A 24,592-nucleotide genomic window follows, 5' to 3' on the forward strand; every position below is an offset into this window, starting at 1 on the left:
GCTTTGTCGCGCAGGCGCAGATTTTGCCGTGAACAAACCCTGAATCTTGATGAGTCAGTGATTCGTCGCCGTTTCGTTCCGCCCCTGTTCCAATTGTTAACCGCAGAGATGAAATTTGCCGTGTGCAGCACCATTTGCCGTGGTAAGAACCCCGCAATCCAATCGCAGATGTTTCACGTTTGATGCTCCAATCCACACAGCAAGACAACAGGGCGGCCGTCCACAGCGGACGCGGGGTAACCGCGGTGCTCGGGCCGACAAATACCGGCAAGACCCACTATGCCATCGAGCGCATGGTGGCGCATGGCAGCGGGGTGATCGGCCTGCCTTTGCGGCTGCTTGCCCGCGAGGTCTATGAGCGCATCTGCGAAAAGGCGGGGCGGGCCAATGTTGCGCTCATTACCGGCGAAGAAAAGATCAGCCCGCAGGGCGCGCGGTATTCCGTCTGCACCGTCGAAGCGATGCCGAAGGAAACGGACGTCGAGTTTGTCGCCATCGACGAGGTGCAACTGGCCGGCGACCTGGAGCGCGGGCATGTCTTTACGGACCGGCTCCTCAATCTGAGGGGCCGCGAGGAAACGTTGCTTCTGGGCGCGGCAACAATGCGGCCCATCCTTGAAAGCTTGCTGCCCGGCCTGACCGTGGTCTCGCGGCCGCGGCTCTCGCATCTTGCCTATTCGGGATCCAAGAAGATCACCCGGCTGCCGCGCCGTTCGGCCGTCGTGGCCTTTTCGGCCGACGAGGTTTATGCCATCGCCGAACTGATCCGCCGCCAGCGCGGTGGCGCCGCTGTTGTGCTAGGCGCCTTGAGCCCTCGAACCCGCAATGCGCAGGTGGCGCTCTATCAGCAGGGCGACGTCGAATATCTGGTGGCAACCGATGCCATCGGCATGGGGCTCAATCTCGACGTTGATCATGTCGCCTTTGCCCAGGACAGAAAGTTCGACGGCTACCAGTTCCGCAATCTGAATCCGACCGAACTCGGCCAGATCGCCGGCCGCGCCGGCCGCTATATGCGGGACGGGACCTTTGGCGTGACCGGGCGGGTCGACCCTTTCCCCGACGAGGTTGTCGAACGGATAGAGAGTCACGATTTCGAGCCGCTCAAGGTACTGCAGTGGCGCAGCAAGATGTTCGACTTCTCATCGCTCAACGATCTTTGCGCCAGTCTGGACGAAGCGCCGACACGGCAGGGGCTTACACGGGCGCTGCCCGCGGTCGACAGGCAGGCACTCGATTATCTGTCCCGCGATAGCGATGTGGTGCGGATGGCCAGGGGACCTGAGGCGGTTGAGCGGCTTTGGGATGTGTGCGCACTGCCCGATTACCGCAAAATCGCGCCGGCACAGCATGCCGATCTGATTGCCACAATTTTTTGCGACATTGTCGAACAGGGCCATGTGCGCGAGGATTATGTTGCCGAACAGGTGCGGCGGGCGGACCGGACCGACGGGGAAATCGACACGCTGTCGGCGCGCATTTCGCAAATCAGAACCTGGACATACGCGGCAAACAGGCCCGGTTGGCTTGCGAATCCGTCACACTGGCAAGAAAAGACGCGCGAAATCGAGGATCGGTTGTCGGATGCGTTGCATGAAAGGTTGACGAAACGCTTTGTTGACCGCAGGACATCTGTGCTCATGAAGCGGTTAAGAGAGAACGCTATGCTTGAAGCTGAAATCGGCGTCGATGGGGACGTTTTTGTCGAGGGACACCATGTCGGACAGTTGAACGGATTCCGGTTCACGCCCGATTCCAGTGCCGAGGGTCCGGACGCCAAGGCGGTGCTTGCGGCGGCCCAAAAATCTCTGGCGCTGGAGTTCGAGGCGCGCGCGGCGCGGCTGCACGCATCCGGTAACAATGATTTTGCATTGTCTTCCGACGGGTTCGTCCGTTGGATGGGTGATCCGATTGCGCGCCTTGCCGAGAGCGACAATATCTTGCGTCCGCGGGCAGTCCTGTTAGCCGACGAACAATTGACGCAGCAAGCACGTGACGTGGTCTCGGCGCGTATCGAGCGTTTTGTCGGACATCACATCGGGACCGTCCTCAAGCCGCTTGATGACCTGGCTGCCGCCGAAGACCTTGAGGGCCTTTCCAAGGGGTTGGCTTTTCGTCTGGTGGAAGCCTTCGGAATTTTGTTCCGGCGGGATGTCGCCGCCGATGTAAAAGCGCTCGATCAGGATGCGCGCGGCACGCTGCGCCGTTACGGCATTCGCTTCGGTGCCTATCACGTGTTCATGCCGGCGCTGCTGAAACCGGCTCCTGCGGAGATGATCACACTCTTGTGGTCACTGCGAAATGATGGATTTGACAAGCCGGGATATGGCGAAATCACATCAGCGCTGGCGGCCGGCCGGACATCGGTTGTTACGGATCCCTCCTATGAACGGGAATTTTACCGGCTTGCCGGATTCCGCTTCCTGGGCAAGCGCGCGGTGCGGATCGATATTCTTGAGCGGCTCGCGGATATCATCAGGCCGCTTTTGCAATGGAAAGAGGATGCGGGGCCGCGGCCGGAGGGCGCCTATGACGGTCGCCGGTTCGTCACGACCCCGGCCATGCTCTCCATACTCGGCGCCACCGCGGATGATATCGAGGAGATTCTCAAGGGCCTTGGCTATCGGTCGGAGCAGGTCAGTGCAGAAGAAGCGGAGGCCCACCTGGTAGCGCTGGATGCAAAGGCCGCAGAGGCTGGCGCGAAACCTGACGCGACTGTGGCAACAGATGGGGCAGCGAAAGACGTCAAGGCCGAGGCCGAACCGTCGGCAAAGCCAGAAGAAACTGCCGGTGCCGATGAGGCGGAAGCGCAAAAGGCCGAAACGGAAATCGTGGTCACTGAAAATGCAGTGGCGAATTCGCCACCGGAAGAGGCGGCTTCGCCCGATGCAAATGCGCCAGAGGCAGAAGAGGCTGACGATGGTGCCGTTTCTGCAAAGACTGACGAAGGGGAAGCCGAGCCACCCAAGCCTGTCCTCCTGTGGCGCCCGGCCGGACGTACCGATGGTCAGCGTGGCCGTGGCCGCCATCATAATCAGCGCAAGGGAGCCGGTCCGGGAAAGCAGCAGGGCAGGCACCGCGATGGCGAACGCGGACCCAAAAAGGGCAAGGGCAATTTCAAAGGCAAGTCGGGCAAGGGCAAGCCGGGAGGCTTCTCGTCCCGTCCGCCGCGCACGAATAAGCCGATCGATCCGGATTCGCCCTTTGCCAAGCTGGCGGCTCTCAAAGAGCAACTCAACAAGTGAGGGCCGGCTGACACGCCATGACCAGCGAAGCCAGGCAGCGGATTGACAAATGGCTCTATTTCGCACGTGTCGTAAAATCCCGCTCGCTTGCCGCCAAGCTCGCACAATCGGGCCGCGTCAGGCTCAATGGTGACAAGATCGATCAGCCCAGCAGGCAGGTGGGATGCGAGGATGTGCTCACCGTCACGCTTGATCGCAAGATTCTGGTTCTCAAAATCGTCGGGTTTGCAGAACGGCGAGGCCCCTATTCGGAAGCCAAGATGCTCTACGAAGATATAAGTCCACCCCCCGTTGCCCGCGACCGCACGGCAACGCCCGCGCTTGCCCCGTACCGGGAGGCAGGCAGCGGACGCCCGACCAAGCGTGAGCGAAGGCAGTTGGATAAATTGAAGTCTTCGGACGAGTAGCCGCGCCGCCGCGTGTGGATGCGACAAATTGTACCAGACGCAATCCCGCTTTCCGATTCCGGCATCAAGTTGGCGCATTTGTTCGGCGATACAGGCAAATTTGGAATGCGGTTTCTGGAGCTTCCGCGCCTGAGGGCCACACTGCGTCTCCAGGCGTAACCATGGTCTTGCCAAGGCAAATCAAAGCCGCTACCTGAACGATTGTTCAACACTCGCGCATGCCGAAACCGGAGCCGTTCATGACATATATCGTCAACGACAATTGCATCAAATGCAAATACACCGATTGCGTGGAAGTGTGTCCGGTTGACTGTTTCTACGAGGGCGAGAACATGCTCGTGATCCACCCGGACGAATGTATCGATTGCGGTGTGTGCGAACCGGAATGCCCGGCGGAAGCCATCAAGCCGGACACGGAGCCCGGTCTCGAGAAATGGCTGCAGATCAACACGGAATATGCCGAAAAGTGGCCCAATATCACCATGAAGAAAGACCCGCTTCCCGATGCGGATGCGCACGACGGCATGGAAGGAAAGTTTGAAAAGTTCTTTTCCGCCGAGCCAGGTGAAGGTGACTGAACGCCACCTGGCGCCGTGCATCGTGCCACGCGGCCAACGGAGTTCATCTTGAAAACGGGCGTAAGTTAACCAATATAATGGATTGAGCCGGCCGCGCGTGTGTGCAAGTGCGGCAAATTATTGATTTGCGCGGATTTTTGTGATAGTTGTGTCAAACTGATCACAGGCAGGTCCAGGGGCCTGCCGTAAATGCCACGCTCACGGAAGAAAAACATCCCCGCGAACCTGAGTTCATCTGACAGCAGCTTGCTTGGACGGCTGTCACGTATGGCCGGATGTGTTGATTGTCCACGTGTGCGATTGAAGGCGAAAGGCAACAGGCCGACATTCCCGTCAGCTCTGCCTGCGGTGCGGATCGGTACCTAACCCGGCGTTCTCCGGGGCTGTAATAGGGAGTAAAAAGAACGCATGACAACCCAGAAAAAGTCTTCTCAGCGTCAGGGTTTCAAGACGAACGAGTACATTGTCTATCCAGCCCATGGGGTCGGTCAGATTGTTGCAATCGAAGAGCAGGAAGTTGCCGGTCACAAGCTTGAGCTTTTTGTTATCGATTTCGAAAAGGACAAAATGCGGCTCAAGGTTCCGGTTGCCAAGGCATCCTCAATCGGCATGCGCAAGCTTGCCGAAACGGACTTTGTCGACCGTTCTCTGAAAGTGGTGCAGGGCCGCGCGCGCATCAAGCGCACCATGTGGTCGCGCCGCGCGCAGGAATATGACGCCAAGATCAATTCCGGCGACCTGATTTCGATCGCCGAGGTTGTTCGCGATCTCTATCGAGCTGAAAACCAGCCGGAGCAGTCCTATTCGGAGCGCCAGCTTTATGAGGCGGCACTTGACCGGATGGCGCGGGAGATTGCTGCCGTCAACAAGCTCTCGGAAACCGAGGCTGTGCGTCTGATCGAGACCAATCTGAACAAGGGTCCGAAGCGCGGCAAGGCCGCTTCCGAAGACGGCGTCAATGATGGCGAAACGCAGGAAGCAGCAGCTTAAGTGTTGATTTTGTAAAGTTCACCGGAATGTGAACGCGCGATCGCGACACAAGATTATTCGCTGGAAATGAGCAAAAACCCGGTCATCGACCGGGTTTTTTGCATCTTTTACTCAAGTTTTAGGAGTTTGGGATCGATTGGTCCCAAATGGTGAACACTGCGTTTCATTGCAATTGTAGTGATCCACACACACGATTGTGACGTAACAACCGTGCGTTTGCCCGTAAGAATAGGGTACCGGGTTCAGACCCGACCGGTTTTTGAAACCTCAAGCGAAAGCTACGAAGGCTTTCATTTTGGAGTGCATCATGAGCGGAGTTCGTGCCGGAAATGACATGATCAAGGCAGCCATGGCTGCTCCATATCTCGACCGTGAGGAAGAGCACGAGCTTGCGGTGAGCTGGAAAGAACACAAGGACCAGGAGGCGCTCCACAAGATTGCCACCGCCCATATGCGACTGGTCATCTCGATGGCTGCCAAGTTTCGAAATTTCGGTTTGCCGATGAACGACCTCATTCAGGAGGGCCATGTCGGCTTGCTTGAAGCGGCGGCAAGGTTCGAACCCGAACGCGATGTGCGGTTCTCCACCTATGCGACGTGGTGGATACGGGCGTCCATCCAGGACTATATCCTGCGCAACTGGTCGATTGTTCGCGGCGGGACAAGCTCTGCGCAAAAGGCGCTGTTTTTCAATCTCAGGCGTCTGCGCGCCAAGCTCTGGCGCAGCAACGAGAACATGGGCGATAGCGCGATCCATCAGGAGATAGCGCTGGCCGTTGGCGTCAACGTCAAGGATGTTGCCGTCATGGATGCGCGCCTGTCGGGATCCGATACATCGCTCAATGCGCCGGTATCTGACTCTGAATCGCCGGGCTCGGACCGGATCGAGTTCCTCAAGAGCGAGGACCCGCTTCCCGATGAACAGGTCAGCATCATGATCGATCAGGAACGCCGGTCGGAGTGGATCAAATCTGCGCTTGATAAACTCAACCCGCGCGAAATGAAGATCATCAAAGAGCGCCGGCTCAGCGAGAACGGGGCGACCCTGGAAGCGCTTGGGACAAGTCTCGGCATTTCCAAGGAACGCGTGCGCCAGATAGAGAACCGTGCGCTGGAGAAGCTCAAGGTTGCTCTTGAGAAGGATTCCCCGGCCATCACCAGCATGTAGACCGGAACCGCCCTACCGGTCGGTCACGATCTTGACATCCTGGCCGACCGACAAGCTGCTGCCCCGTGGCAGTGCATTGAGCAATCTGAACAGTTCCAGGCGCCGATTGGTGCCGCGCATTTTTCCGGCAAGGCTCGTGACGGTATCGCCCGCTTTGACGGTTTCCGTGCGAATGCGCAGCGGTTTCAAAGCGGCAACCTCCGCCAAGGACAGTTTGCGGAACGAATCGCGCACAAGCCGGGCTGTGGTTTCAAGGGATCTGCTCCCCTTCGGCGCAGCGGTCAAAAGCCGATAGATACGGTTTTTGACACGAATAACCGTGACATCGAAATCCCACTTGTCCGCCGAAGCGCGCGCCGTTGCGGCGTCGAGGCCGTTGATTTTCGCCGAACGTACGGTTGAAGGAATAAGCCCGCTCACCCAGCCGCTTGTGATGTAGTTGGTCAGTGCGGTGCGCCGGCGGTCCGTGACACCGTCGAACCGGATGGCCACATCGCCGGGACCGGTGGCCAGGACGGCCTGCGCGGTGTTGTCGATCTGGAAGCCTTCCGGCACGCTGAAGCGGATGCCGAGATTTGGATGCAGGAAGGTCAGGCCTCTGACATAGCCTTCATTCGGGCTATCCCCGTAAAGCAGCCCGTTGATGCCTTTCAGATACATGTCGCGGTCGCGCGTGCCTGTTCCCGGCGGCCCGAACGCACGGGCATGTCGATTTGCCAGCTCAAGCCTTTTTGGGGCATCGGGGTGGGTGGACAGAAAGTCCAGGCTCTGGTCCGAGGCGTCGGCGTCTCCGGCCCGGAAACGGCTGTAGGCTTCCATGGATTGCAGGAACCGGGCGGCGGCGTAGGGATCAAAGCCGGCTTCACCAAGCATGCGCACGCCAATGACGTCGGCCTGCAATTCCTGTTGGCGGGAGAAAGCGGCAAGGCGCAGTTTGCTGCGGGCCGTCACCTGACGCCCGTCGATCTCATCCGACAGGATTTCGTTGGCAACGCGGCCGGCAATCGCCTCGGCTTCCTCGGCACGTTGCCTTTGCAGGCCGTGATTGGCCGTAACATGGGCCATTTCATGCGCTATGACCGCCGCGACCTCGGAGGAATCATTGGCGAGCGCCAGCAGGCCGCGTGTCACATAGAGGTATCCGCCCGGCAAGGCGAAGGCATTGACCGATGGCGAGTTGAGGATCGTGATGCGGTAGGTCTGTTTCGGGTTTTCCGAAGCCAGTGTCAGCGCGCCGACGATGCGGGCAAGCAGCCGCTCGACCTGGGGATCGCTGTATTCACCGCCATAACTTGCCACAATCCGGGGATGTTCGCGGGCGCCAAGGCGGGCACGCGGATCGTTCTTTTCCAGACGGCCGACCGTTTGCGGGTTGTCGGAAGGACCCACCGGGGAGGAATAGGTTTCATTGAGAAGCGATTGGCAGCCGGCCAGCAACAGGCACAGCCCGGCGATGCAGGCGGCCCGCACTGCAAGCCGCCCACGCGACTGGCGCCTCGGCGTTGTGCTCGAAGATCCTTCTATTTGAGACAGGTATGCGATCGGATCAGCGCCTCATGGGTTCATGGAGCATAACCAATGCCCCAATTTGAATGCTGGTGCCATAGTGTCGATACCATCATTCTCCGTGGCCAAGATAGTCGGACAGTCCGGGAATGTCCTTGCGCTTGAAAAAACCTTCCGCCGGGCCCGCCGCAACGGATTTGCCTGCGTCCAGAAATATGATTTCATCTGCAATGTCGGCCGCCTCTTGCGGCTGGTGGGTAACAATCAAAACGGTCATCCCGGTTTCGATCTGCAATTGTTTCACCAATAGCAGCATATCGCGGCGTAATCGAGGCCCGAGCGCGGCAAAAGGTTCGTCCAGCAGGAGCACAGGCCGACGCCTGACGAGCGCCCGCGCAATGGCGACCCGCTGGCGTTCTCCGCCGGACAAGGTGCCGGGCATGCGCCGTTCGAAACCGGTCAGTCCGACACGCTCCAGCGCAGCGGAGACGGTTGCCAGATCACCCGTGTCAGCCGATAGCCGCGGTCTGATCCCCAAAAGGACATTGGTGGCGATATCGAGGTGGGAAAAAAGGTTGTTTTCCTGAAAGACCATCGAGACGGGACGGTCCGCCGGATCGGTTTTCGACATATCGGCTTCGCCGATGCGTATCGCGCCTTCTTCAATACGCTCAAAACCGGCAATGAGATTGAGAAGCGTTGTCTTGCCGGCGCCGGACGGCCCTATGAGCGCGGCAATTTTTCCAGGCGCGATGTCGGCGTCGAAAACCATGCGATGTCCGTCGCGTTCCAGCGTTGCTGCCTTCAGGGATACGGACTGCCCGATCATAGTTCGGACCCGTGGCTGTTCGTGCGCCCGCGGTCTGCAAGGATCATGAGGACAAGGCACACAAGACCGAGCAGGAGCGCCAGCCCCGCCGCATCGCTTGTGCGGTAGCTGCCCATACGCTGGAGCAAAAGATAGGGAAGGGTAATGACATCCTGGCTGCCGAACAGCGCGATCGCTCCCAGATCGCCGAGCGACAGGGCCATGGCGAAGGCCATTGCCAGAAGCAGAGATCGGCGCAGGCCCGGCCAGTCGACAAGAACGAGACGGTTGATCCCGGCAATACCGAGTGATTGCACCAGTTTTGCGGTACGCGCCATATGTGTGGTGTGAGCGGGTTCAAGCACCCGCATGACAAATGGCAGGGCCATGAGGGCATTGACGGCAATGACAATCACCGGCGCCATCGCAAAGACATCGACATGGCTGCGCAACAGGACAAACCAGCCGGCGCCCAGAACGATCGGCGGAACAAGAAGAACAAGGCTGGATGCACCGGTTGTTGAAAAACGGAACAGGCGCGCCCAGGCATGCCGGGATGCAAATGGCAGCGCCGCATAGCGCGCCCGTATCAGGCAAAGGCCCATGGTAATCGAGATAAGGGCCGCGGCAAGTGCAATCGCCAGGCTGGTCGCGATGGCGCGCCAGACGATTGCCTCGTTCAGCAGCTGGGTGAAATCGGCCAGCAGTCCCGAGACAGCGACAGATACCAGGGGCGACAAGAGAAACAATGCCGATACGCAGATCAGGGAAAAATCGGTGATCAAAGAGGCTGAACCCTTCGCGGGGAAACGCTGCGACGCCTGACCGGAGGTTCCGCCTTCGCTCGGGGAGCCGCCCATCAATGCGAGCATTGCCAACAAAACCGAAGTCAGGGTGAGCTGGATGAGCGCGAGTGCGACGGCGCGTTGCGGATCGAAATCAAACCGCAGCGCCTGATAGATCGCCACTTCGATGGTGGTGGCGGCCGGTCCGCCGCCGAGCAGCAGCACCAAGGTAAAGCTGGTGACACAAAGCATGAAGATAAGGCCGCAAACCGGCGCAAGGTTGCTGCGCATGAAAGGCCACTCTATCAGCCGAAAAACCGTCCAGGAACCAAGGCCAAGCTGGCTGGCATTGCGCCAGTATTCCGGCGGCACACGGTCGAGCTGGGCAAGAAGCAGGCGTGTTGCGAGCGGCATGTTGAAAAAGACATGGGCAATCAATATGCCGGCTAGCCCGTAGATCGATACCGGCTCGGACATGCCGGCAGACAGCAGCGCCGAGTTGATAATGCCCTGCCGGCCCCAGATCTCGATGATGCCAAGTGCCGCAACGATGGGTGGAAGGCCGATTGGCACGGCCAGCAGACGCACCAGCCAGCGGCGACCGGGAAAGCTTTGTCGGCGGGCAAGGGCGCGGGCCAGCGGGATTGCCAGGCCGACGGACAGCACAGTCGACAGGCATGCCTGAAGAAGCGTGAATTGGGTGACCTTCCAGATATAGCTGCTAAACAGGGCGCTGCCCGTGGTTTCGAAGGTCGCGGCAGCGCCCATAAGAGCCAGTACGGCGGCGCCGATCACTCCGGCCATGACGCAAAGCACGAATATGCCTGCGCCTATCCCGGTGACCGTTTGCCGCCTGCCCAGCATGGTTCGGTCAGTCGCTCATGACGGCGAGCCATTCATCGACCCAGGCCTTGCGGTTTTGCGAGACTTCCTCGGAAGAAAAGAGCAGCGTCTTTCCCGGCTTCACCAGTTCCTCAAATGCAGCGGGAAGAGGCTCGGACAGTTTGCCTGCCGGATACATCCAGTTGGTTGTCGGAATGGCGTTCTGGAAACCGGGTCCGGTCATGAATGCAAGGAATTCACGGGCCAGGTCTTTTTGCTGTGACGATTTGACCAGACCGGCCACCTCGATCTGCATGTAGTGCCCCTCGTTGAAACGGGCCGCCTGATAGCGGTCGCTTTCCTCCGCGATCATGTGGTAGGCGGGCGACGTCGTATAGGACAGGACCATCGGCACTTCGCCGTTGGTGAAGAGGCCATAGGCTTCCGACCAGCCCGGCGTAACCGTCAAAACACGGTCTTTGAATGTCTCCCACGCCTTGGGCGCGTCGTCTCCATAGACCGATTTCATCCACAAAAGCAGGCCGAGCCCCGGTGTCGAGGTGCGCGGGTCCTGGATGGCGATCTTGAGCGCCGGATCGCCTTCGACAAGCGCCTTCAGGCTTGCGGGCGGCGTTTCGATCGCTTCGGTATCGTAGACGACGGCAAAATAACCGAAGTCATAGGGAACAAAGACATCGTCGGACCAGCTGCCCGGCACATCGACATTCGATTGATCGATACCGCTGGGCTCGAAGAGGCCGGTTTCCTTGGCTTCGGTGACAAGGTTGGTATCGAGGCCGAGCACGATGTCGGCTTTTGTGCCTTCGCCTTCAAGCTTGAGCCGGTTGAGCAGGGCAACGCCGTCGGCAATGCCGACCCAGTTGAGTGTGCAGTTGCAGTTTTCTTCAAAGGCCTTCTTGACCACCGGCCCCGGTCCCCATTCGGCAACGAAACTGTCATAAGTGTAGACGGTCAATTCGCGGTCGTTCGCCATGGCCGCTGGTGCGAGGACCAGGCCGGCCGCGAGTGACAAGGCTGCGGACAAAATACGGGTCTTTACGGGCATATGCGCCTCCTTCATCTGTGTTTGCGGGAAAAAGGCGCTTTGATGCGTCTAATCCCTCCGCCGGTACAAGCCGGATCAGGTTCTTCGGGTTGGCTTTCAGCCTCTCAGCAAACCGCAGCCGCGGTCGGCACCCCGTTAGAGCAAGAACCGTCATAGTCCGGCTTATCGGCGCTGGCAAGTGCGGCAAAAGCTGCTATGTGCATCGGTCAATGACGCAGAAGACGACATTTTTGATCCTGCTGGGCGGCAGCCTTGAGAAGACGGCGCGTCTGCGCGGCCAGATTGACGGCGCACGGGTGATCGCCGCCGATGGCGGCATGTTTCATGCCCACGACCTTTCAGTGCAACCGGAATTGTGGGTCGGTGATTTTGATTCCTCGCCCGCATCCCTGCAGCAAAACTGGCCTGGAACGCCGCGAAAGGACTTTCCGGCGGAAAAGAATGCCACCGACGGCGAAATCGCCGTTGACGAGGCACTCGCGCTCGGCGCCAACAGGATCATTCTGGCCGGCGCGCTCGGCGGTGAGCGCAGCGATCATGCCTTCTTCCATATGGCTCTGGCCTGCCGGTTGAAATCGGAAGGCACCGATGTGCTGCTGACATCCGGCGTTGAAGAAGGTTGGACGCTTGGTCCGGGCAGCCAGACAATCGACCTGCCGCCAGCCTCGATGTTCTCGATCCTCAACTTTTCCGATGTCTCTTCACTTGATGTAGAGGGGGTGCGCTATCCGCTGAAAGAGTTCCATCTGCCGTTCGGATCTTCGCGCACGATCTCCAATGTTACCGAGGGGCCGGTATCGGTTCGCCTTGGCTCGGGCACTGCACTGCTGCTTGCCCGGCCATTCGATCTGTCAGGCACCTGAAGCATGGCGCCGCCGATCCTCAAACTCGACGGGATTGAGCTGACCTTCGGCGGTACGCCGCTGCTGGCCGGCGCGAATCTGCAGATTCTTCCCGGAGATCGTATTTGCCTTGTCGGCCGCAACGGATCGGGCAAGTCGACATTAATGAAGATTGCCGCCGGCATGGTCGAGCCGCAATCGGGCGAGGTGTTCAGGCATCCTTCCGCAACGGTCCGCTATCTGGAACAGGCGCCGGATTTTGACGTGTTCAAGAGCGTGCGAGACTATGCCGAAGCCGGCCTTGGGCCAGGTGACGATCCGCATCGTGTCAGCTATCTGCTGGAACATCTCGGGCTCTCCGGCGATGAAGATCCTCAAAGGCTTTCCGGCGGCGAGGCGCGCCGTGCCGCTCTTGCCCGGGTGCTCGCTCCCGAGCCGGATATTCTCTTGCTGGATGAGCCGACCAATCATCTCGACCTTCCGGCGATCGAATGGCTCGAGGGAGAGTTGAAGCGAAGCCGCAGCGCATTGGTATTGATCTCCCACGACCGGCGGTTCCTTGAAAATGTGTCCCGCGCAACCGTTTGGCTGGACCGGGGTCAAACCCGCCGTCTCGACGAAGGATTTGGCGCCTTTGAGGCCTGGCGCGACCAGGTGCTGGAGGAAGAGGAGCGGGATCAGCACAAGCTTGGCCGTGCGATCGTGCGGGAGGAACACTGGCTGCGTTACGGTGTGACGGCGCGACGCAAGCGCAATGTCAGGCGTCTTTCCGAATTGAAGGATATGCGTTCCCGTCTGCGTGCGCACCGTGGTCCGGTGGGTGGCATCGATGCGAGTGCGGCGGCGGCGCGAGAATCCGGAAAGCTGGTTGTCGAGGCCGAAGGCATCGGCAAGGCGTTCGGCGGACGGGAGATTGTCACCGACTTTTCCATCCGCATTGCCCGGGGCGACCGTATCGGCCTCGTGGGACCAAACGGGGCGGGAAAAACGACGCTCCTGAAGCTTTTGACCGGTGGGCTTGCACCCGACAGCGGTCATATGCGGCTCGGTGCCAATCTCGAAATCTCCACACTTGATCAAAAACGCACCGAGCTGGACCCGAACGAAACGCTGGAGCATTTCCTGACCGGGGGTCGTGGCAACTCACTGGAAGTCGATGGGCGCCAGCGTCATGTCACCGGCTATATGAAGGATTTCCTGTTTCAGCCCGAACAGGCGCGCACGCCAATCCGTGAGCTTTCCGGCGGCGAAAGGGCGCGCCTGATCCTGGCGCGCAATCTTGCAAAACCCAGCAATTTCATTGTTCTGGACGAGCCGACCAACGATCTCGACATGGAGACGCTCGATCTGCTGCAGGAAATCGTCTCGTCCTTTTCCGGCACCGTCATTCTGGTAAGCCATGACCGTGATTTTCTCGATCGCACCGTGACCTCCGTCATTGCACCGCGCAATCCGGCCACGCCCGATGGGCAGTGGATCATCTATGCGGGCGGTTACAGCGATATGCTGGCCCAGCGCGGCGCGGATGAAGCCGCCCCAAAGGCCAGGGCGAAGGGGGGAGGATCTGTGCAAGGGCCGAAGCCTGAGCGGAGCGCGGACAAGAAAGCCAAGCTCTCCTACAAGCAGAAATTCGCGCTGGAAACGCTTCCGCAAAAGATCGAGGAGGCGCAGGGGCGTGTTGAGGAACTGGAGGCCGGCATGGCCGACCCGGATCTGTTCTCGCGCAATCCGGATGCGTTCAACCGTTTTGCCGCAGAGCTTTCGGCACTGCAGGACGGCATTGCAGCCATGGAAGAGGAATGGCTGGAGCTCGAAATGTTGCGCGAAACGCTTGAAAAGGGTGCTTCCTAATCCAGATTCTGCGTTTTCCGGAGCCATGGCGGCCGGCTGAAACCGGACAAGTGTTTGCATTTGGGTAAAACATGCCTAATGTCCCGGCGCAAAACAGATGAGAGATGAAGACCATGCGGTTTGAAGGCACAAGCGCCTATATTGCGGAGAAGGACCTCAAGGTTGCGGTCAACGCGGCCATTACCCTTGAGCGGCCTCTGCTGGTCAAGGGCGAGCCGGGCACGGGCAAAACCGAACTGGCCAAGCAGGTGGCTTCGGCCCTCGATCTCGACCTGATCGAGTGGCACATCAAATCGACGACCAAGGCGCAGCAGGGTCTTTACGAATATGATGCGGTCTCGCGTCTGAGAGACAGTCAGCTCGGCGACGACCGGGTCAATGATGTGCGCAACTACATCAAGCGCGGCAAGCTTTGGGACGCGTTCGCGACCGACAAGAAGGTCGTGCTTCTGATCGACGAAATCGACAAGGCCGATATCGAGTTCCCGAACGACCTTCTGCAGGAACTCGACAAGATGGAGTTCTTTGTCTACGAGACCGGCGAGACGGTTCGTGCCAAGCAACGGCCGGTCGTGATCATTACGTCAAACAATGAGAAAGAACTGCCGGACGCATTTTTGCGCCGTTGTTTTTTCCATTACATCAAGTTTCCGGATGCGCAGACGCTGCAGCAGATCGTCGACGTACATTACCCGGGCATCAAGCAGGAGCTTGTGAGCGCGGCCCTTTCCCAGTTCTACGAGGTTCGCGATGTGCCCGGGCTGAAGAAGAAGCCGTCCACCTCCGAGGCTCTCGACTGGATCAGGCTGCTGGTTTCCGACGATATCGAGCCGGGCGATCTTCGCGGCAGCGTCAAGAACGCCCTGCCCCGGCTGCACGGGGCGCTTTTGAAAAACGAACAGGACGTACATCTGTTTGAACGCCTGGCGTTCATGTCGCGGCGCGACGGCGCCTAGTAGAAGACGTAAACGCACCCTTTCGTTTTCAAGACAAAGATCGACAGTTCCATGCCTATCAAGATTCCAGACCAACTTCCCGCGCGAAAAGTGCTTGAGGCGGAGGGTGTTACGGTGATGGCGGAGACGGCCGCCATTCGTCAGGATATCCGACCGCTGCAGATCGGCCTGCTCAATCTGATGCCAAACAAGATCCGCACCGAGTTGCAAATCGCGCGGCTCGTCGGTGCGACACCGCTGCAGGTGGAACTGTCGCTAGTGCGCATCGGCAAGCACAAGGCGAAAAACACGCCGGAAGACCATTTGCTGGCCTTCTACGAAACCTGGGAAGAGGTGGCCGACCGCAAGTTCGACGGGTTCATCATCACCGGCGCGCCCATCGAACTTCTGGAGTTCGAGGAGGTTGCCTATTGGGACGAGATGACCCGCATCCTCGACTGGACCGTGACCAATGTGCATTCCAGCATGAATGTGTGCTGGGGTGCGATGGCGGCGATCCACCATTTCCACGGCGTTCCGAAATACTCGCTCGATCAGAAGGCGTTCGGCGTCTACCGGCACCATAATCTGAACCCGGCATCGCCCTATCTCAACGGATTTTCCGACGACTTCCAGATTCCGGTATCCCGCTGGACCGAGGTTCGCGACGAGGATATCGACCCGTCAGCCGGACTTGAGGTGCTGATGAAGTCGGATGAGACGGGTGTCTGTCTTGTTCATGAGCCCCACTGCAACCGTCTCTACATATTCAATCATATCGAATATGATTCCGTTTCGCTTGCCGAGGAGTATCATCGTGATGTCAGTCAGGGGAAGCCGATCCATATTCCGCACAACTATTTCCCGCATGACAATCCGGAGGCGGAGCCGCTCAACCGCTGGCGCAGCCATGCGCATCTTTTGTTCGGCAACTGGATCAACACGCTCTACCAATCGACGCCCTATGATATGGAGATGATCGGCGAGGGCCGGACTTAGCGGCGCTCAACCGGAAAAGGACTGCGCATGTTCATTCCATTCTTCCTTGAACTGAAGGCCGCGAAGATCCCGGTTTCGCTTCGTGAATACCTGACGCTTCTGGAAGGCATGGATGCGCACATCGTCAATTATGATGTCGAAGGGTTTTACTTCCTCGCCCGCTCGGCGCTGATCAAGGACGAGCGTTTCATCGATCGGTTCGACCGGGTATTTTCACATGTCTTTCGCGGTGTTGAGGCGGTCTCTGGTGAAGCCGGGCCGCAGGCGGTCGAACTTCCGGAGGAATGGCTCAGAAGGCTTGCCGAAAAGCATCTGAGCGAAGAGGAAAAGGCGTTGATCGAGAGCCTTGGCGGCTTCGACAAGCTCATGGAAACGCTGAAGAAACGCCTGGAAGAACAAAAGGGTCGGCATCAGGGCGGAAGCAAATGGATCGGAACGGCGGGAACCTCTCCCTTCGGCGCGTATGGCTACAATCCTGAGGGCATCCGCATCGGGCAGGACGGGAGCCGCAACAAACGTGCGGTCAAGGTATGGGACAAGCGGGAATTCAAGAACTTCGACGATTCGGTGGAACTTGGAACGCGCAACATCAAGGTGGCGCTGAAACGCCTGCGCCGCTGGATCCGTGCCGGCGCTGATGAAGAATTCGATCTGGATGGCACCATCCGCTCGACGGCCGAGCACGGATATCTTGACGTGCAAACGCGGCCGGAACGCCGCAACGCGATCAAGCTTTTGATGTTTTTTGATGTCGGCGGATCGATGGACGGCCATATCAAGGTGGTCGAGGAACTGTTTTCCGCAGTGCGTTCAGAGTTCAAGCACATGGAATATTATTACTTTCACAATTGCCTCTACGAGGGCGTGTGGAAGGATAATCGCCGACGCCACAGCGAGGTTCTGCCCACCTATGACGTGCTGCGCACCTATGGACCTGACTACCGGGTTATTTTTGTCGGCGACGCTTCGATGAGCCCCTATGAGATCGTCTATCCCGGCGGCGCGGTTGAGCACTGGAACGAGGAAGCCGGGCAGATCTGGCTCGGCCGGATTCTGGATCATTTCTCAAGGGTTGTCTGGATCAACCCGACGCTTGAAAAACACTGGGGCTATACACATTCCATCGGTCTTATCAGGGAGATATTTTCCGATCGGATGTATCCGCTGACGCTGGCCGGCCTGGACGCTGCAACCCGTGAGCTGTCACGATGAAAACGGATTGTTCCAAGCGATGACGATAGAGACGTTCGGACAGACGGCAGATGGCGCAGATGTGCACCGGGTGACCATTCGGGGCGGCGGGCTGACGGCGCGGCTGATGGACTGGGGGGCGGCTGTTCAGGACCTTCGGCTCGAGGGGCATGCGCCGCCACTGGTGCTCGGCTTCGACCGGTTTGAGGACTACCCGGCCCATTCGCCCTATTTCGGCGCCACCGCCGGACGCTATGCCAATCGTATTGCTGAAGGACGGTTTCAGCTCGATGGTGCGTACTACCAGCTTGATCTGAACGAAAAGGGCCGCACACATTTGCATGGCGGCTCGCAAGGCATCGGGAAGCGGATCTGGGACATTGCCGAAAGCGGCGCGGATTTCGTCCGGTTCGAGCTTGTCGATGCGGACGGACATATGGGGTATCCCGGAAACTGCCGTATGGCATGCACCTATCAGGTGAAGACCGGCGGTGTTCTTTCGGTTGTTCTGGAGGCGCAGACCGACCGGTCTACTATCTGCAACCTGACACACCACAGCTACTTCAATCTGGATGGCAATGCGTCGATTGACGCCCACGAGCTGATGATTGCGGCGGACCACTATCTGCCGGTGGATGGCGACCTCATTCCGACGGGCGAGATCACCCCGGTCGCGGGAACGGCATTCGATTTTACCGAAATGCGACCGACCATGTCCGACGAATACGGCCAGGCAGGCGGCTATGATCACAATTTCTGTCTGTCGGGCGGCCGGGAAAACAAGCGGGCCGTCGCATTGGCCCGCAGTCTCAATTCAGGCGTTGGAATGGAGGTTTGGACCAGCGAGCCTGGACTGCAATTTTATACCGGTGCAAAAATTGACATTCCCGTTGATGGGCTAGACGGCAGAAAGTACGGGGCTTTTGCCGGATTTTGCCTTGAGGCACAGCTTTGGCCTGACAGTCCCAATCACAGCGATTTCCCGGATGCGATCTTAAGGCCCGGCGGCCTTTTGAGGCAGGAAACGGATTATATCTTCTCACTGAGCTGATTGCTGGTCCGGTGTGCGGACAGGCCGGGTCCGTATTTCAATTTTTCTAATCTTGTATCTTATATAAGACTTGATAGATTGCAGCCGAAAGGAGCCCCTCCTCCATCATGACAACCGTTCTAGCCGCCGGTTCCGCCGTCGTCGATTTTGTCTTCCAACTCAATGAAGCGCCGTCCCGGTCGGAAAAGCACCGGGCGCGGGACGCGACCATCGTTGGCGGTGGCTGCGCTGCGAACGCGGCCGTCGCAGTTTCACGCCTGGGTGGCCAGGCAGTCCTTGCCGCGCGCCTGGGAGACGATGTTATTGGCGACATGATCTTGACGGATCTGGACAAAGAGAAGGTCGATTGCTCGTTGGTCAGACGGTTTGAAGGCAAGCGCTCCTCTTATTCATCCGTTCTTGTCGACCCGGAGGGCGAGCGCAGCATTGTCAATTTCCGGGATATGGAAATCGACTTCAGCGGCCGCTGGCTTGAAGAGGGTCCCCTGCCACGATTTGATGCGGCACTGGCCGACACGCGCTGGCCGGATGGCGCGCGTGCGATGATGCAGCTGGCGCGGCAGCGGGGCGTGCCGGGCATCATCGATGGGGAGGCCCCGGTCCGGGAAGCAGAGGACGCCTTAAGGCTTGCCTCCCACATTGCTTTTTCCCAGTCGGGGCTGCGCGATTTTGACAATACGGATGACCTGGAAGCAGCGCTGCGGCGCGCTGGCAGTGAAACGGGGGCCTGGGTCTGCGTAACGATGGGCGCGGACGGCGTCTACTGGATCGAAGACGACCGGTTTCGGCATATGCCGGCCTTTGAGGTCAAGGCGGTGGATACGCTCGGTGCCGGCGACGTCTGGCATGGCGCGTTTGCGCTGATGCTGGCGCGCGGCAACGACGAGGAAACGGCAATCCGCTTCGCCAGCGCCACGTCCGCGCTCAAGTGCACGCGGTTCGGCGGCCGGCGCGGCACACCGACTGCAGATGAAGTTGAAGCATTTTTGATGGAGAGAGCTTGATGCAACTGACACCCGGAAAACTTTGGGGTATGCGCCGCATGGCGGACGCTGCCGGGCGCTTCAAGATGACGGCGGTCGATCAGAGGCCGCCGATCAAGAATCCCATCGCGGCGCATTACGGGACCGATGAGGCGCCTTATGATGACGTTGCCCGTTTCAAGGCGCTTTTGACGGAAACCCTTCAGGATGAATCCTCGGCGATGCTGCTTGATCCGCACTACGCAATCCCGCGGGGCATCGGGTATTTGTCTCCGGCAAAGGGACTGATTGTCACGCTTGAAGACTCGCTGTTCGAAGAGACCGAGGGCGGGCGTCTGTCGTTGCAGATCGATGACTGGTCGGTGGCCAAGATCAAGCGCATGGGCGGTGATGCAGTTAAAGTGCTGGCCTGGTACAGGCCCGATGCGTCGGATGCGGTCAATCGTCATCAGCAAGACTTCGTCAAACGGATCGGCGAAGCCTGCGCACATTGCGACATTCCGTTTCTGTTCGAGTTGCTGGTCTATCCGCTTGCCAGCGATGCGCACCAGACAAAGGACTATGTCGAACTGCAGGGTAAGAAGGCCGATGACGTGCTTGCCTCTGTCGAGGAGTTCGCCAAGGCCGATTATGGGGTTGATGTCTTCAAGCTTGAGAGCCCGGTCAATGCGGGAGATGTTCCGGGCGTCGGCAATGACGGCTGGGAAGAGGTTCAGCCTGTTTTTGACGAAATGGGACGGCTTGCAGGGCGGCCCTGGGTGATGCTGTCGGCGGGTGCCGGCAAGCCGCAGTTCCGCAATATTCTGACCCATGCTTTCCGCGCCGGTGCATCCGGTTATCTTGCCGGTCGGGCGATCTGGCTGGATGCCTTTTCCCGTTTTCCCGACTGGGGCGCCATGCGCGCCGGGCTGTCGGGTGAGTCAGTCGACTATATGAAGGATCTCAATGCGCTCACCGATGCTGACGCAATGGCCTGGCACGCACACTCGGTCTTTGTCGAAGGCGGTGCGACGTTCTCGCCGGATGATGCGTCATTCCGGCATCAATACGGAGACTTCGGATCGTGATGACGTATCGGCGCCATTGGTGTCTAGTCGAGCAACAGGCGTGCGACGACATCGAGGGTCTGCGGATCGTCCCGCGATGGCGCGACGATGACAGCCTCGCCCTCGCGCGGTGTGATGCCGGTCAGCGCCTCGACGTTTTCCGGATGGGTCATCATCACCTGGTTTCCGGGCCCGCGAAAGGCGCGGATGATTTCCATCACCTCTGCGTTTTTTGCTTCCAGCGTTTCCGGGTCGTCCTCGACAAGATCGAGCGCCTCCAGCAGTTGGGCATCGACATCGCGGAACGCATTTTCAGCGGTTTCAAGCGTGCGGCACCACTGGCTGGAATAGACAGTGGAAATGGATACGGCGCGCGCCGCAAAACGCACCCCTCTGCGGCGTGCCTGCTGCCGTCCGCGATCGGAAAGGTTCCGTTGGGTCGCGCAGTCGCCCAGTTCAAAAAAGGGTGGATCGCCGACACCCGGTGCCAGCGCATGGGTCAAGAGGATCGTATAGCCGCCGGAGGCAAGCCGCGCCCAGGCAGCTTCCGTCGCCTTGGCCCCGGAGACTGCGAAACCGCAGATCAGCAGGACTGTTGCAACCAGGGCAAGTGGACGTCGTTTCATATAGCGGCTCCGATAACGCATATACTAGGAGTTTAATCGGCAAATGAAAGAGGTACAGACGCTCGGCGTCCTGCCACTCGGTCGGCCGACATTCGATGTGGCCTTTGCCGAAGAAAAACTCAAGGCCATGTTGGACGCTCTGGCTACATCGGGCAAGACATTGTGCGGCCCCGCGACGTTGTTGATGGATGAGGCGGCGACGAAGGAGGGCATCGAACAGATCAAAGCGGCCAAGCCGGATGCCGTTCTTATCCTCCAGGTCACCTTCACGGACGCCGGCGCCACCATGGCTGCCGCCTCGGCATTTGACATGCCGCTGGGGCTTTGGGCGGTGCCGGAACCCCGCATTGGCGGGCGGTTGCGGCTCAACGCCTTTTGTGGGCTCAACCTTGCCTCCCATGCGCTCGGGCGAGCAGGGCGACCGTTCTCCTGGATGTATACCGACCCGCAAAGCCCTGATATCGGGTCTGAGCTGCAGGCGCTTTTTCGCGGTGAGCGTATTGTCGCACCAATGGACGGCGTGTCGCTATCGCCGCAAACAAAGGGGAGTGAGGCTGTTGCGACGCTGGGCGGCAAGCGCATCGCCCGAATCGGCGCGCATCCCGACGGTTTCGACACCTGTCGCTATGATGCATCCAAATTGAAGGAGCTGACAGGGATCGAGGTGGAGGAGCTCGGCCTTGCCGGGCTGTTCGATACCGCCCGGGCCATGCCGGACGAGGTGGTTCAGGATATCCGCGCAGCCGCCGAGCGCGATCTCGAAGGCCTGGAGAGCGTCAATCAGGAGGAACTCGACCGTTCGTTGCGGCTCAAGGCGGCGCTCTCTGCACTCAAGGATGATGGCGGGTATGACGCATTTGCCATTCGTTGCTGGCCGGAGACCTTTACTGAATATGGCGGCGCGGTCTGCGGACCCGTTTCCATGATGGGCGAAGCACGGGTGCCGTGCGCCTGCGAAGCAGATGTCTATGGCGCGGCGACCCAATTGCTGTTGCAGAGCGTGGCGGACAGCCCGGTTTTCCTGGTCGACATGGTGGATATGGATGTCGCGGACGATACCGGTGTCGTGTGGCATTGCGGCCAGGCGCCGATATCCATGGCCGATCCGAAGAGCGATGCGCAGGCGACGATCCACACAAACCGAAAAATGCCGCTGCTTTACGAATTCGGGCTGCGCCCCGGGCGCGTCACGCTGATGCGGCTCAGTCAGGCACGCGGCCGGCACGTCATGATCCTTGCGGGCGCCGAAATGCTGGAACGGCCGATGGCGTTTACCGGAACGTCCGGCGTCCTCCGGTTCGACCGACCGGTCTCATCGGTTCTGCCCGATATCATGAACAGCGGGTTGGAACACCATATGGCGCTGGCTTACGGCGATCATGGCGAAGCGCTGATTGCCGCCGCCGCTGCGCTGAAACTTCCCGTCATCCGTCTTTGAAGGCAGCAGGCATATGAATACCATCCGTTATGGCATTATCGGTTCGGGCATGATGGGCCAGGAGCACATCAGGAACATCGCGCTGCTCGACGGGACCGAGATCAGCGCTGTGGCTGATCCGAATACGGAGATGCAGCGCAGTGCGGCGACGCTTGCGGGACCGGCCTGCCGGACTTTTTCTCATCACGGCCGGCTGATTGAGGAGGGCGGTTTCGATGCGCTGGTGGTGGCCGCGCCGAACCATATGCACAAACCGATCCTTGATGATGTGCTGAAATGCGATGTGCCTGTGCTGGTGGAAAAGCCGCTCGGTATTGACGGCTCGCAATGCCGGGACATCATGGCGGGAGCAAACGGCAGGAAAGCTCCGGTATGGGTGGCGATGGAGTATCGCTACATGCCGCCGATTGCACGCTTACTGGAAGAAGTGCGGGCCGGCGCGGCAGGTGAGCCGAAGATGATCGCCATTCGCGAACACCGCTTTCCCTTTTTGAGCAAGGTCGGCGACTGGAACCGATTTCAGGATCAGACCGGCGGCACAATGATCGAAAAGTGCTGCCATTTTTTCGACCTGATGCGTCTTCTGTCCGGTTCGGAAGCCATCCGGGTTTTTGCGTCGGGTGCCATGGACGTTAACTTCAAGGACGAAATATTCAACGGCCGACGGGCGGATATTCTCGACAATGCCTTTGTGATTGTCGATTTCGAGAACGGCATTCGGGCCATGCTGGATCTGTGCATGTTCGCCGAAGGGTCTTACTGGCAGGAAACCGTTACCGTTACCGGCGACCGGGCGCGCATCGATGCCCATGTGCCGGGACCGGCACGGTTTTCGCCGACGGGTGAGGAACGCTCGTCACGCCTCGTCCTGTCGCCGCGCGAGAGTAAAGTGCCGATTGCAGAGGACATCCATGTTGATCCGGCGATTTTGTCGGCGGGCGATCACCACGGATCCACCTTCTACCAGCATGAGAAGTTTCTTCACATGGTGCGCAATGGCGGCGCGCCGGAAGTCAGCATGCTGGATGGTGCCAAGTCGGTCGAAATCGGCGCAGCAGCCGAGGAATCGGCACGGACCGGTATGCCGGTGATGCTTTAGGCCGCTTCAGGGCAGGCTGACGGCGTAGTGCTGGTCGCTGGTCAGGCAGCGCGATGAACGCAGTTCCACCGGATTGCCTTCAAGATCGCGGGCTATGCGCGTTATCAACAGCAAGGGCGTGCCGACCCCGCACCCCAGGGCCGCTGAATCGCGCGGTTCGCAAAGGATGGCTTTTACGCGCTCATCCGCCTTGGCGATGGTTATGCCCCAGCGCGATGAATAGAGCCGGTAGATATTGTTGGGAATTTCGTCCAGCTCCCTGAAGTCCGGAAAAGTCGCCGAGGGGATCGTAATGGTCTCGGCAATCACCGGTCTGCCGCCAAGTTCGCGCACGCGCTCGATACGCCAGACGGGTGCGCCGTCAGCAATGGAAAGCGACCGGGTTTCCTGCGCCGAGGCCTTTTCTTCGGACCAATCCAGTAGCCTTGATTCGGGAAATGTTTCCTTTTCGGCATGTTCGTCGGAGGTCAGCCGGAAAAACTGGAACAGGATGCGTGAATCCTCGGGTTCAGCAACAAATGTCCCGCGACCCTGATGGCGCACCAGAAGGCTTTCAGCGGTCATGGCATCGAGTGCCTTGCGCACCGTGCCCTGGCTGACATTGAGCTGGCGGGCCAGCTCCTGTTCGCTTGGTATGTTGGTGCCCGGTTGCCAGGTCCCGTCAACCAGCCGACGAATCAACTGGTCCTTGACCTGGGCGTAGAGCGGTTTGAAGCCGATGTTCGTGTCTGTTTCCTGCAAGGCCGCACCCATTTAGATGGCTCTGTTTAGCCTGATCCGGTTGACAATGCCAGCATAATGTATCTTATATATTATATAAGACTTGGCGCTACGGCGCTCCCAATCCTGAAATTCTGGAGGCAGCCTTGAGTATCCCGCACTTGCTGGTGCACGACCACAAGGACAATGTCGGCGTGGTTGTGATTGAAGACCTGACCGCCGGCACGAATATGACCTGTGTCGTGACCCATGATGATTCCGATTTTGAAATGACCTGCAGCAACGATGTGCCGATCGGGCACAAGGTCGCGCTGAAGGACCTCAACGAGGGCGACACGGTGATCAAATATGGCGAGGACATCGGCAAGGTGGTCGCGCCGATCAAGAAGGGCGAGCATGTGCACGTCCACAATGTGAAAACCAAGCGCTGGTAGGA

Annotated in this window: 22 protein-coding genes and 1 riboswitch; of the genes, 16 read left to right on the forward strand and 6 right to left on the reverse strand. The window is 59.2% G+C overall.

From position 1 onward, the window contains the following. Positions 1 to 182 precede the first annotated feature (182 nt). The 5 genes from OQ273_RS22430 (at position 183) to OQ273_RS22450 (ending at position 6,388) form a co-directional block, all read left to right on the forward strand. Positions 183 to 3,245, forward strand: coding sequence for a helicase-related protein (locus OQ273_RS22430; protein WP_267993339.1), 3,063 nt, complete (start codon positions 183 to 185; stop codon positions 3,243 to 3,245). A gap of 17 nt (positions 3,246 to 3,262) precedes the next feature. After that, a complete protein-coding gene (locus tag OQ273_RS22435; RefSeq protein WP_267993340.1) occupies positions 3,263 to 3,652 on the forward strand; it encodes an RNA-binding S4 domain-containing protein in 390 nt (129 codons plus the stop codon). Positions 3,653 to 3,891: 239 nt separating this feature from the next. Then, a complete protein-coding gene (gene fdxA / locus OQ273_RS22440) occupies positions 3,892 to 4,230 on the forward strand; it encodes a ferredoxin FdxA (RefSeq protein ID WP_267993341.1) in 339 nt (112 codons plus the stop codon). A gap of 408 nt (positions 4,231 to 4,638) precedes the next feature. Then, entirely contained in the window at positions 4,639 to 5,220 is a 582-nt protein-coding gene (locus OQ273_RS22445) for a CarD family transcriptional regulator (protein WP_267993342.1), read from the forward strand. Between the two features lie 307 nt (positions 5,221 to 5,527). Further along, the gene (locus OQ273_RS22450) at positions 5,528 to 6,388 is read left to right on the forward strand and encodes an RNA polymerase factor sigma-32 (RefSeq protein WP_267993343.1); all 861 of its coding nucleotides are present in this window, start codon (positions 5,528 to 5,530) and stop codon (positions 6,386 to 6,388) included. Between the two features lie 12 nt (positions 6,389 to 6,400). Here the strand turns inward: OQ273_RS22450 and OQ273_RS22455 are convergent, their stop codons facing one another. From OQ273_RS22455 to thiB, 4 genes are all read right to left on the reverse strand, one after another. Beyond that, the gene (locus OQ273_RS22455; RefSeq protein ID WP_425493437.1) at positions 6,401 to 7,912 is read right to left on the reverse strand and encodes a M48 family metalloprotease; all 1,512 of its coding nucleotides are present in this window, start codon (positions 7,910 to 7,912) and stop codon (positions 6,401 to 6,403) included. A 94-nt stretch (positions 7,913 to 8,006) separates the two neighbouring features. Continuing rightward, positions 8,007 to 8,723: a thiamine ABC transporter ATP-binding protein gene (locus OQ273_RS22460; protein WP_267993345.1), complete on the reverse strand. Its 717-nt coding sequence runs from the start codon at positions 8,721 to 8,723 to the stop codon at positions 8,007 to 8,009. After that, positions 8,720 to 10,351, reverse strand: a complete 1,632-nt coding sequence (thiP, locus tag OQ273_RS22465; protein ID WP_267993346.1) for a thiamine/thiamine pyrophosphate ABC transporter permease — start codon at positions 10,349 to 10,351, stop codon at positions 8,720 to 8,722. Before thiP ends, OQ273_RS22460 begins: the two co-directional genes overlap by 4 nt. Positions 10,352 to 10,358: 7 nt before the next feature. Continuing rightward, positions 10,359 to 11,375: a thiamine ABC transporter substrate binding subunit gene (gene thiB, locus OQ273_RS22470; RefSeq protein WP_267993347.1), complete on the reverse strand. Its 1,017-nt coding sequence runs from the start codon at positions 11,373 to 11,375 to the stop codon at positions 10,359 to 10,361. A 35-nt stretch (positions 11,376 to 11,410) separates the two neighbouring features. After that, a riboswitch (TPP riboswitch) is annotated at positions 11,411 to 11,520 on the reverse strand. Positions 11,521 to 11,584: 64 nt separating this feature from the next. Here thiB and OQ273_RS22475 point away from each other — a divergent pair. From OQ273_RS22475 to OQ273_RS22510, 8 genes are all read left to right on the forward strand, one after another. Next, complete coding sequence (locus OQ273_RS22475; RefSeq protein WP_267993348.1) at positions 11,585 to 12,238, forward strand: thiamine diphosphokinase; 654 nt, start codon at positions 11,585 to 11,587, stop codon at positions 12,236 to 12,238. A 3-nt stretch (positions 12,239 to 12,241) separates the two neighbouring features. Continuing rightward, positions 12,242 to 14,068, forward strand: coding sequence for an ABC-F family ATP-binding cassette domain-containing protein (locus tag OQ273_RS22480; protein ID WP_267993349.1), 1,827 nt, complete (start codon positions 12,242 to 12,244; stop codon positions 14,066 to 14,068). Between the two features lie 113 nt (positions 14,069 to 14,181). Beyond that, positions 14,182 to 15,024 (forward strand): AAA family ATPase, encoded by an 843-nt coding sequence (locus OQ273_RS22485; protein ID WP_267993350.1) that lies wholly within the window; start codon positions 14,182 to 14,184, stop codon positions 15,022 to 15,024. 51 nt (positions 15,025 to 15,075) lie between these two features. Next, complete coding sequence (gene metA, locus OQ273_RS22490) at positions 15,076 to 16,002, forward strand: homoserine O-acetyltransferase MetA (RefSeq protein WP_267993351.1); 927 nt, start codon at positions 15,076 to 15,078, stop codon at positions 16,000 to 16,002. 27 nt (positions 16,003 to 16,029) lie between these two features. Then, positions 16,030 to 17,214: a vWA domain-containing protein gene (locus OQ273_RS22495; RefSeq protein ID WP_267993352.1), complete on the forward strand. Its 1,185-nt coding sequence runs from the start codon at positions 16,030 to 16,032 to the stop codon at positions 17,212 to 17,214. A gap of 19 nt (positions 17,215 to 17,233) precedes the next feature. Continuing rightward, positions 17,234 to 18,244: an aldose epimerase family protein gene (locus OQ273_RS22500; RefSeq protein ID WP_267993353.1), complete on the forward strand. Its 1,011-nt coding sequence runs from the start codon at positions 17,234 to 17,236 to the stop codon at positions 18,242 to 18,244. Positions 18,245 to 18,351: 107 nt separating this feature from the next. Then, positions 18,352 to 19,248, forward strand: coding sequence for a PfkB family carbohydrate kinase (locus tag OQ273_RS22505; RefSeq protein WP_267993354.1), 897 nt, complete (start codon positions 18,352 to 18,354; stop codon positions 19,246 to 19,248). Next, complete coding sequence (locus OQ273_RS22510) at positions 19,248 to 20,294, forward strand: tagatose 1,6-diphosphate aldolase (RefSeq protein ID WP_267993355.1); 1,047 nt, start codon at positions 19,248 to 19,250, stop codon at positions 20,292 to 20,294. Before OQ273_RS22505 ends, OQ273_RS22510 begins: the two co-directional genes overlap by 1 nt. A gap of 23 nt (positions 20,295 to 20,317) precedes the next feature. Here the strand turns inward: OQ273_RS22510 and OQ273_RS22515 are convergent, their stop codons facing one another. After that, complete coding sequence (locus OQ273_RS22515; RefSeq protein ID WP_267993356.1) at positions 20,318 to 20,899, reverse strand: histidine phosphatase family protein; 582 nt, start codon at positions 20,897 to 20,899, stop codon at positions 20,318 to 20,320. 43 nt (positions 20,900 to 20,942) lie between these two features. Here OQ273_RS22515 and OQ273_RS22520 point away from each other — a divergent pair, with 43 nt between their 5' ends. Further along, on the forward strand, positions 20,943 to 22,337 hold the full coding sequence (locus OQ273_RS22520) for an L-fucose/L-arabinose isomerase family protein (protein WP_267993357.1): 1,395 nt from the start codon (positions 20,943 to 20,945) through the stop codon (positions 22,335 to 22,337). 13 nt (positions 22,338 to 22,350) lie between these two features. After that, positions 22,351 to 23,436 (forward strand): Gfo/Idh/MocA family protein, encoded by a 1,086-nt coding sequence (locus OQ273_RS22525; protein WP_267993358.1) that lies wholly within the window; start codon positions 22,351 to 22,353, stop codon positions 23,434 to 23,436. A 6-nt stretch (positions 23,437 to 23,442) separates the two neighbouring features. Here the strand turns inward: OQ273_RS22525 and OQ273_RS22530 are convergent, their stop codons facing one another. After that, a complete protein-coding gene (locus tag OQ273_RS22530; protein ID WP_267993359.1) occupies positions 23,443 to 24,189 on the reverse strand; it encodes a GntR family transcriptional regulator in 747 nt (248 codons plus the stop codon). Positions 24,190 to 24,302: 113 nt separating this feature from the next. On the opposite strand from OQ273_RS22530, the gene OQ273_RS22535 reads away from it, so the two are divergent. Beyond that, positions 24,303 to 24,590, forward strand: a complete 288-nt coding sequence (locus tag OQ273_RS22535) for a UxaA family hydrolase (protein WP_267993360.1) — start codon at positions 24,303 to 24,305, stop codon at positions 24,588 to 24,590. Positions 24,591 to 24,592: the final 2 nt, after the last annotated feature.

The sequence above is a fragment of the Hoeflea prorocentri genome (assembly GCF_027944115.1).
GTDB lineage: Bacteria > Pseudomonadota > Alphaproteobacteria > Rhizobiales > Rhizobiaceae > Hoeflea_A > Hoeflea_A prorocentri.

Coding starts and splice junctions, on each gene's coding strand:
- OQ273_RS22525 (WP_267993358.1), top strand. CDS start 22,351: ATGAATACCATCCGTTATGGCATTATCGGTTCGGGCATGATGGGCCAG.
- thiB (WP_267993347.1), bottom strand. CDS start 11,375: ATGCCCGTAAAGACCCGTATTTTGTCCGCAGCCTTGTCACTCGCGGCC.
- OQ273_RS22460 (WP_267993345.1), bottom strand. CDS start 8,723: ATGATCGGGCAGTCCGTATCCCTGAAGGCAGCAACGCTGGAACGCGAC.
- OQ273_RS22515 (WP_267993356.1), bottom strand. CDS start 20,899: ATGAAACGACGTCCACTTGCCCTGGTTGCAACAGTCCTGCTGATCTGC.
- OQ273_RS22520 (WP_267993357.1), top strand. CDS start 20,943: ATGAAAGAGGTACAGACGCTCGGCGTCCTGCCACTCGGTCGGCCGACA.
- OQ273_RS22485 (WP_267993350.1), top strand. CDS start 14,182: ATGCGGTTTGAAGGCACAAGCGCCTATATTGCGGAGAAGGACCTCAAG.
- OQ273_RS22435 (WP_267993340.1), top strand. CDS start 3,263: ATGACCAGCGAAGCCAGGCAGCGGATTGACAAATGGCTCTATTTCGCA.
- OQ273_RS22505 (WP_267993354.1), top strand. CDS start 18,352: ATGACAACCGTTCTAGCCGCCGGTTCCGCCGTCGTCGATTTTGTCTTC.
- OQ273_RS22475 (WP_267993348.1), top strand. CDS start 11,585: ATGACGCAGAAGACGACATTTTTGATCCTGCTGGGCGGCAGCCTTGAG.
- OQ273_RS22500 (WP_267993353.1), top strand. CDS start 17,234: ATGACGATAGAGACGTTCGGACAGACGGCAGATGGCGCAGATGTGCAC.
- OQ273_RS22480 (WP_267993349.1), top strand. CDS start 12,242: ATGGCGCCGCCGATCCTCAAACTCGACGGGATTGAGCTGACCTTCGGC.
- OQ273_RS22530 (WP_267993359.1), bottom strand. CDS start 24,189: ATGGGTGCGGCCTTGCAGGAAACAGACACGAACATCGGCTTCAAACCG.
- metA (WP_267993351.1), top strand. CDS start 15,076: ATGCCTATCAAGATTCCAGACCAACTTCCCGCGCGAAAAGTGCTTGAG.
- fdxA (WP_267993341.1), top strand. CDS start 3,892: ATGACATATATCGTCAACGACAATTGCATCAAATGCAAATACACCGAT.
- OQ273_RS22510 (WP_267993355.1), top strand. CDS start 19,248: ATGCAACTGACACCCGGAAAACTTTGGGGTATGCGCCGCATGGCGGAC.
- OQ273_RS22495 (WP_267993352.1), top strand. CDS start 16,030: ATGTTCATTCCATTCTTCCTTGAACTGAAGGCCGCGAAGATCCCGGTT.
- OQ273_RS22450 (WP_267993343.1), top strand. CDS start 5,528: ATGAGCGGAGTTCGTGCCGGAAATGACATGATCAAGGCAGCCATGGCT.
- OQ273_RS22445 (WP_267993342.1), top strand. CDS start 4,639: ATGACAACCCAGAAAAAGTCTTCTCAGCGTCAGGGTTTCAAGACGAAC.
- thiP (WP_267993346.1), bottom strand. CDS start 10,351: ATGCTGGGCAGGCGGCAAACGGTCACCGGGATAGGCGCAGGCATATTC.
- OQ273_RS22430 (WP_267993339.1), top strand. CDS start 183: ATGCTCCAATCCACACAGCAAGACAACAGGGCGGCCGTCCACAGCGGA.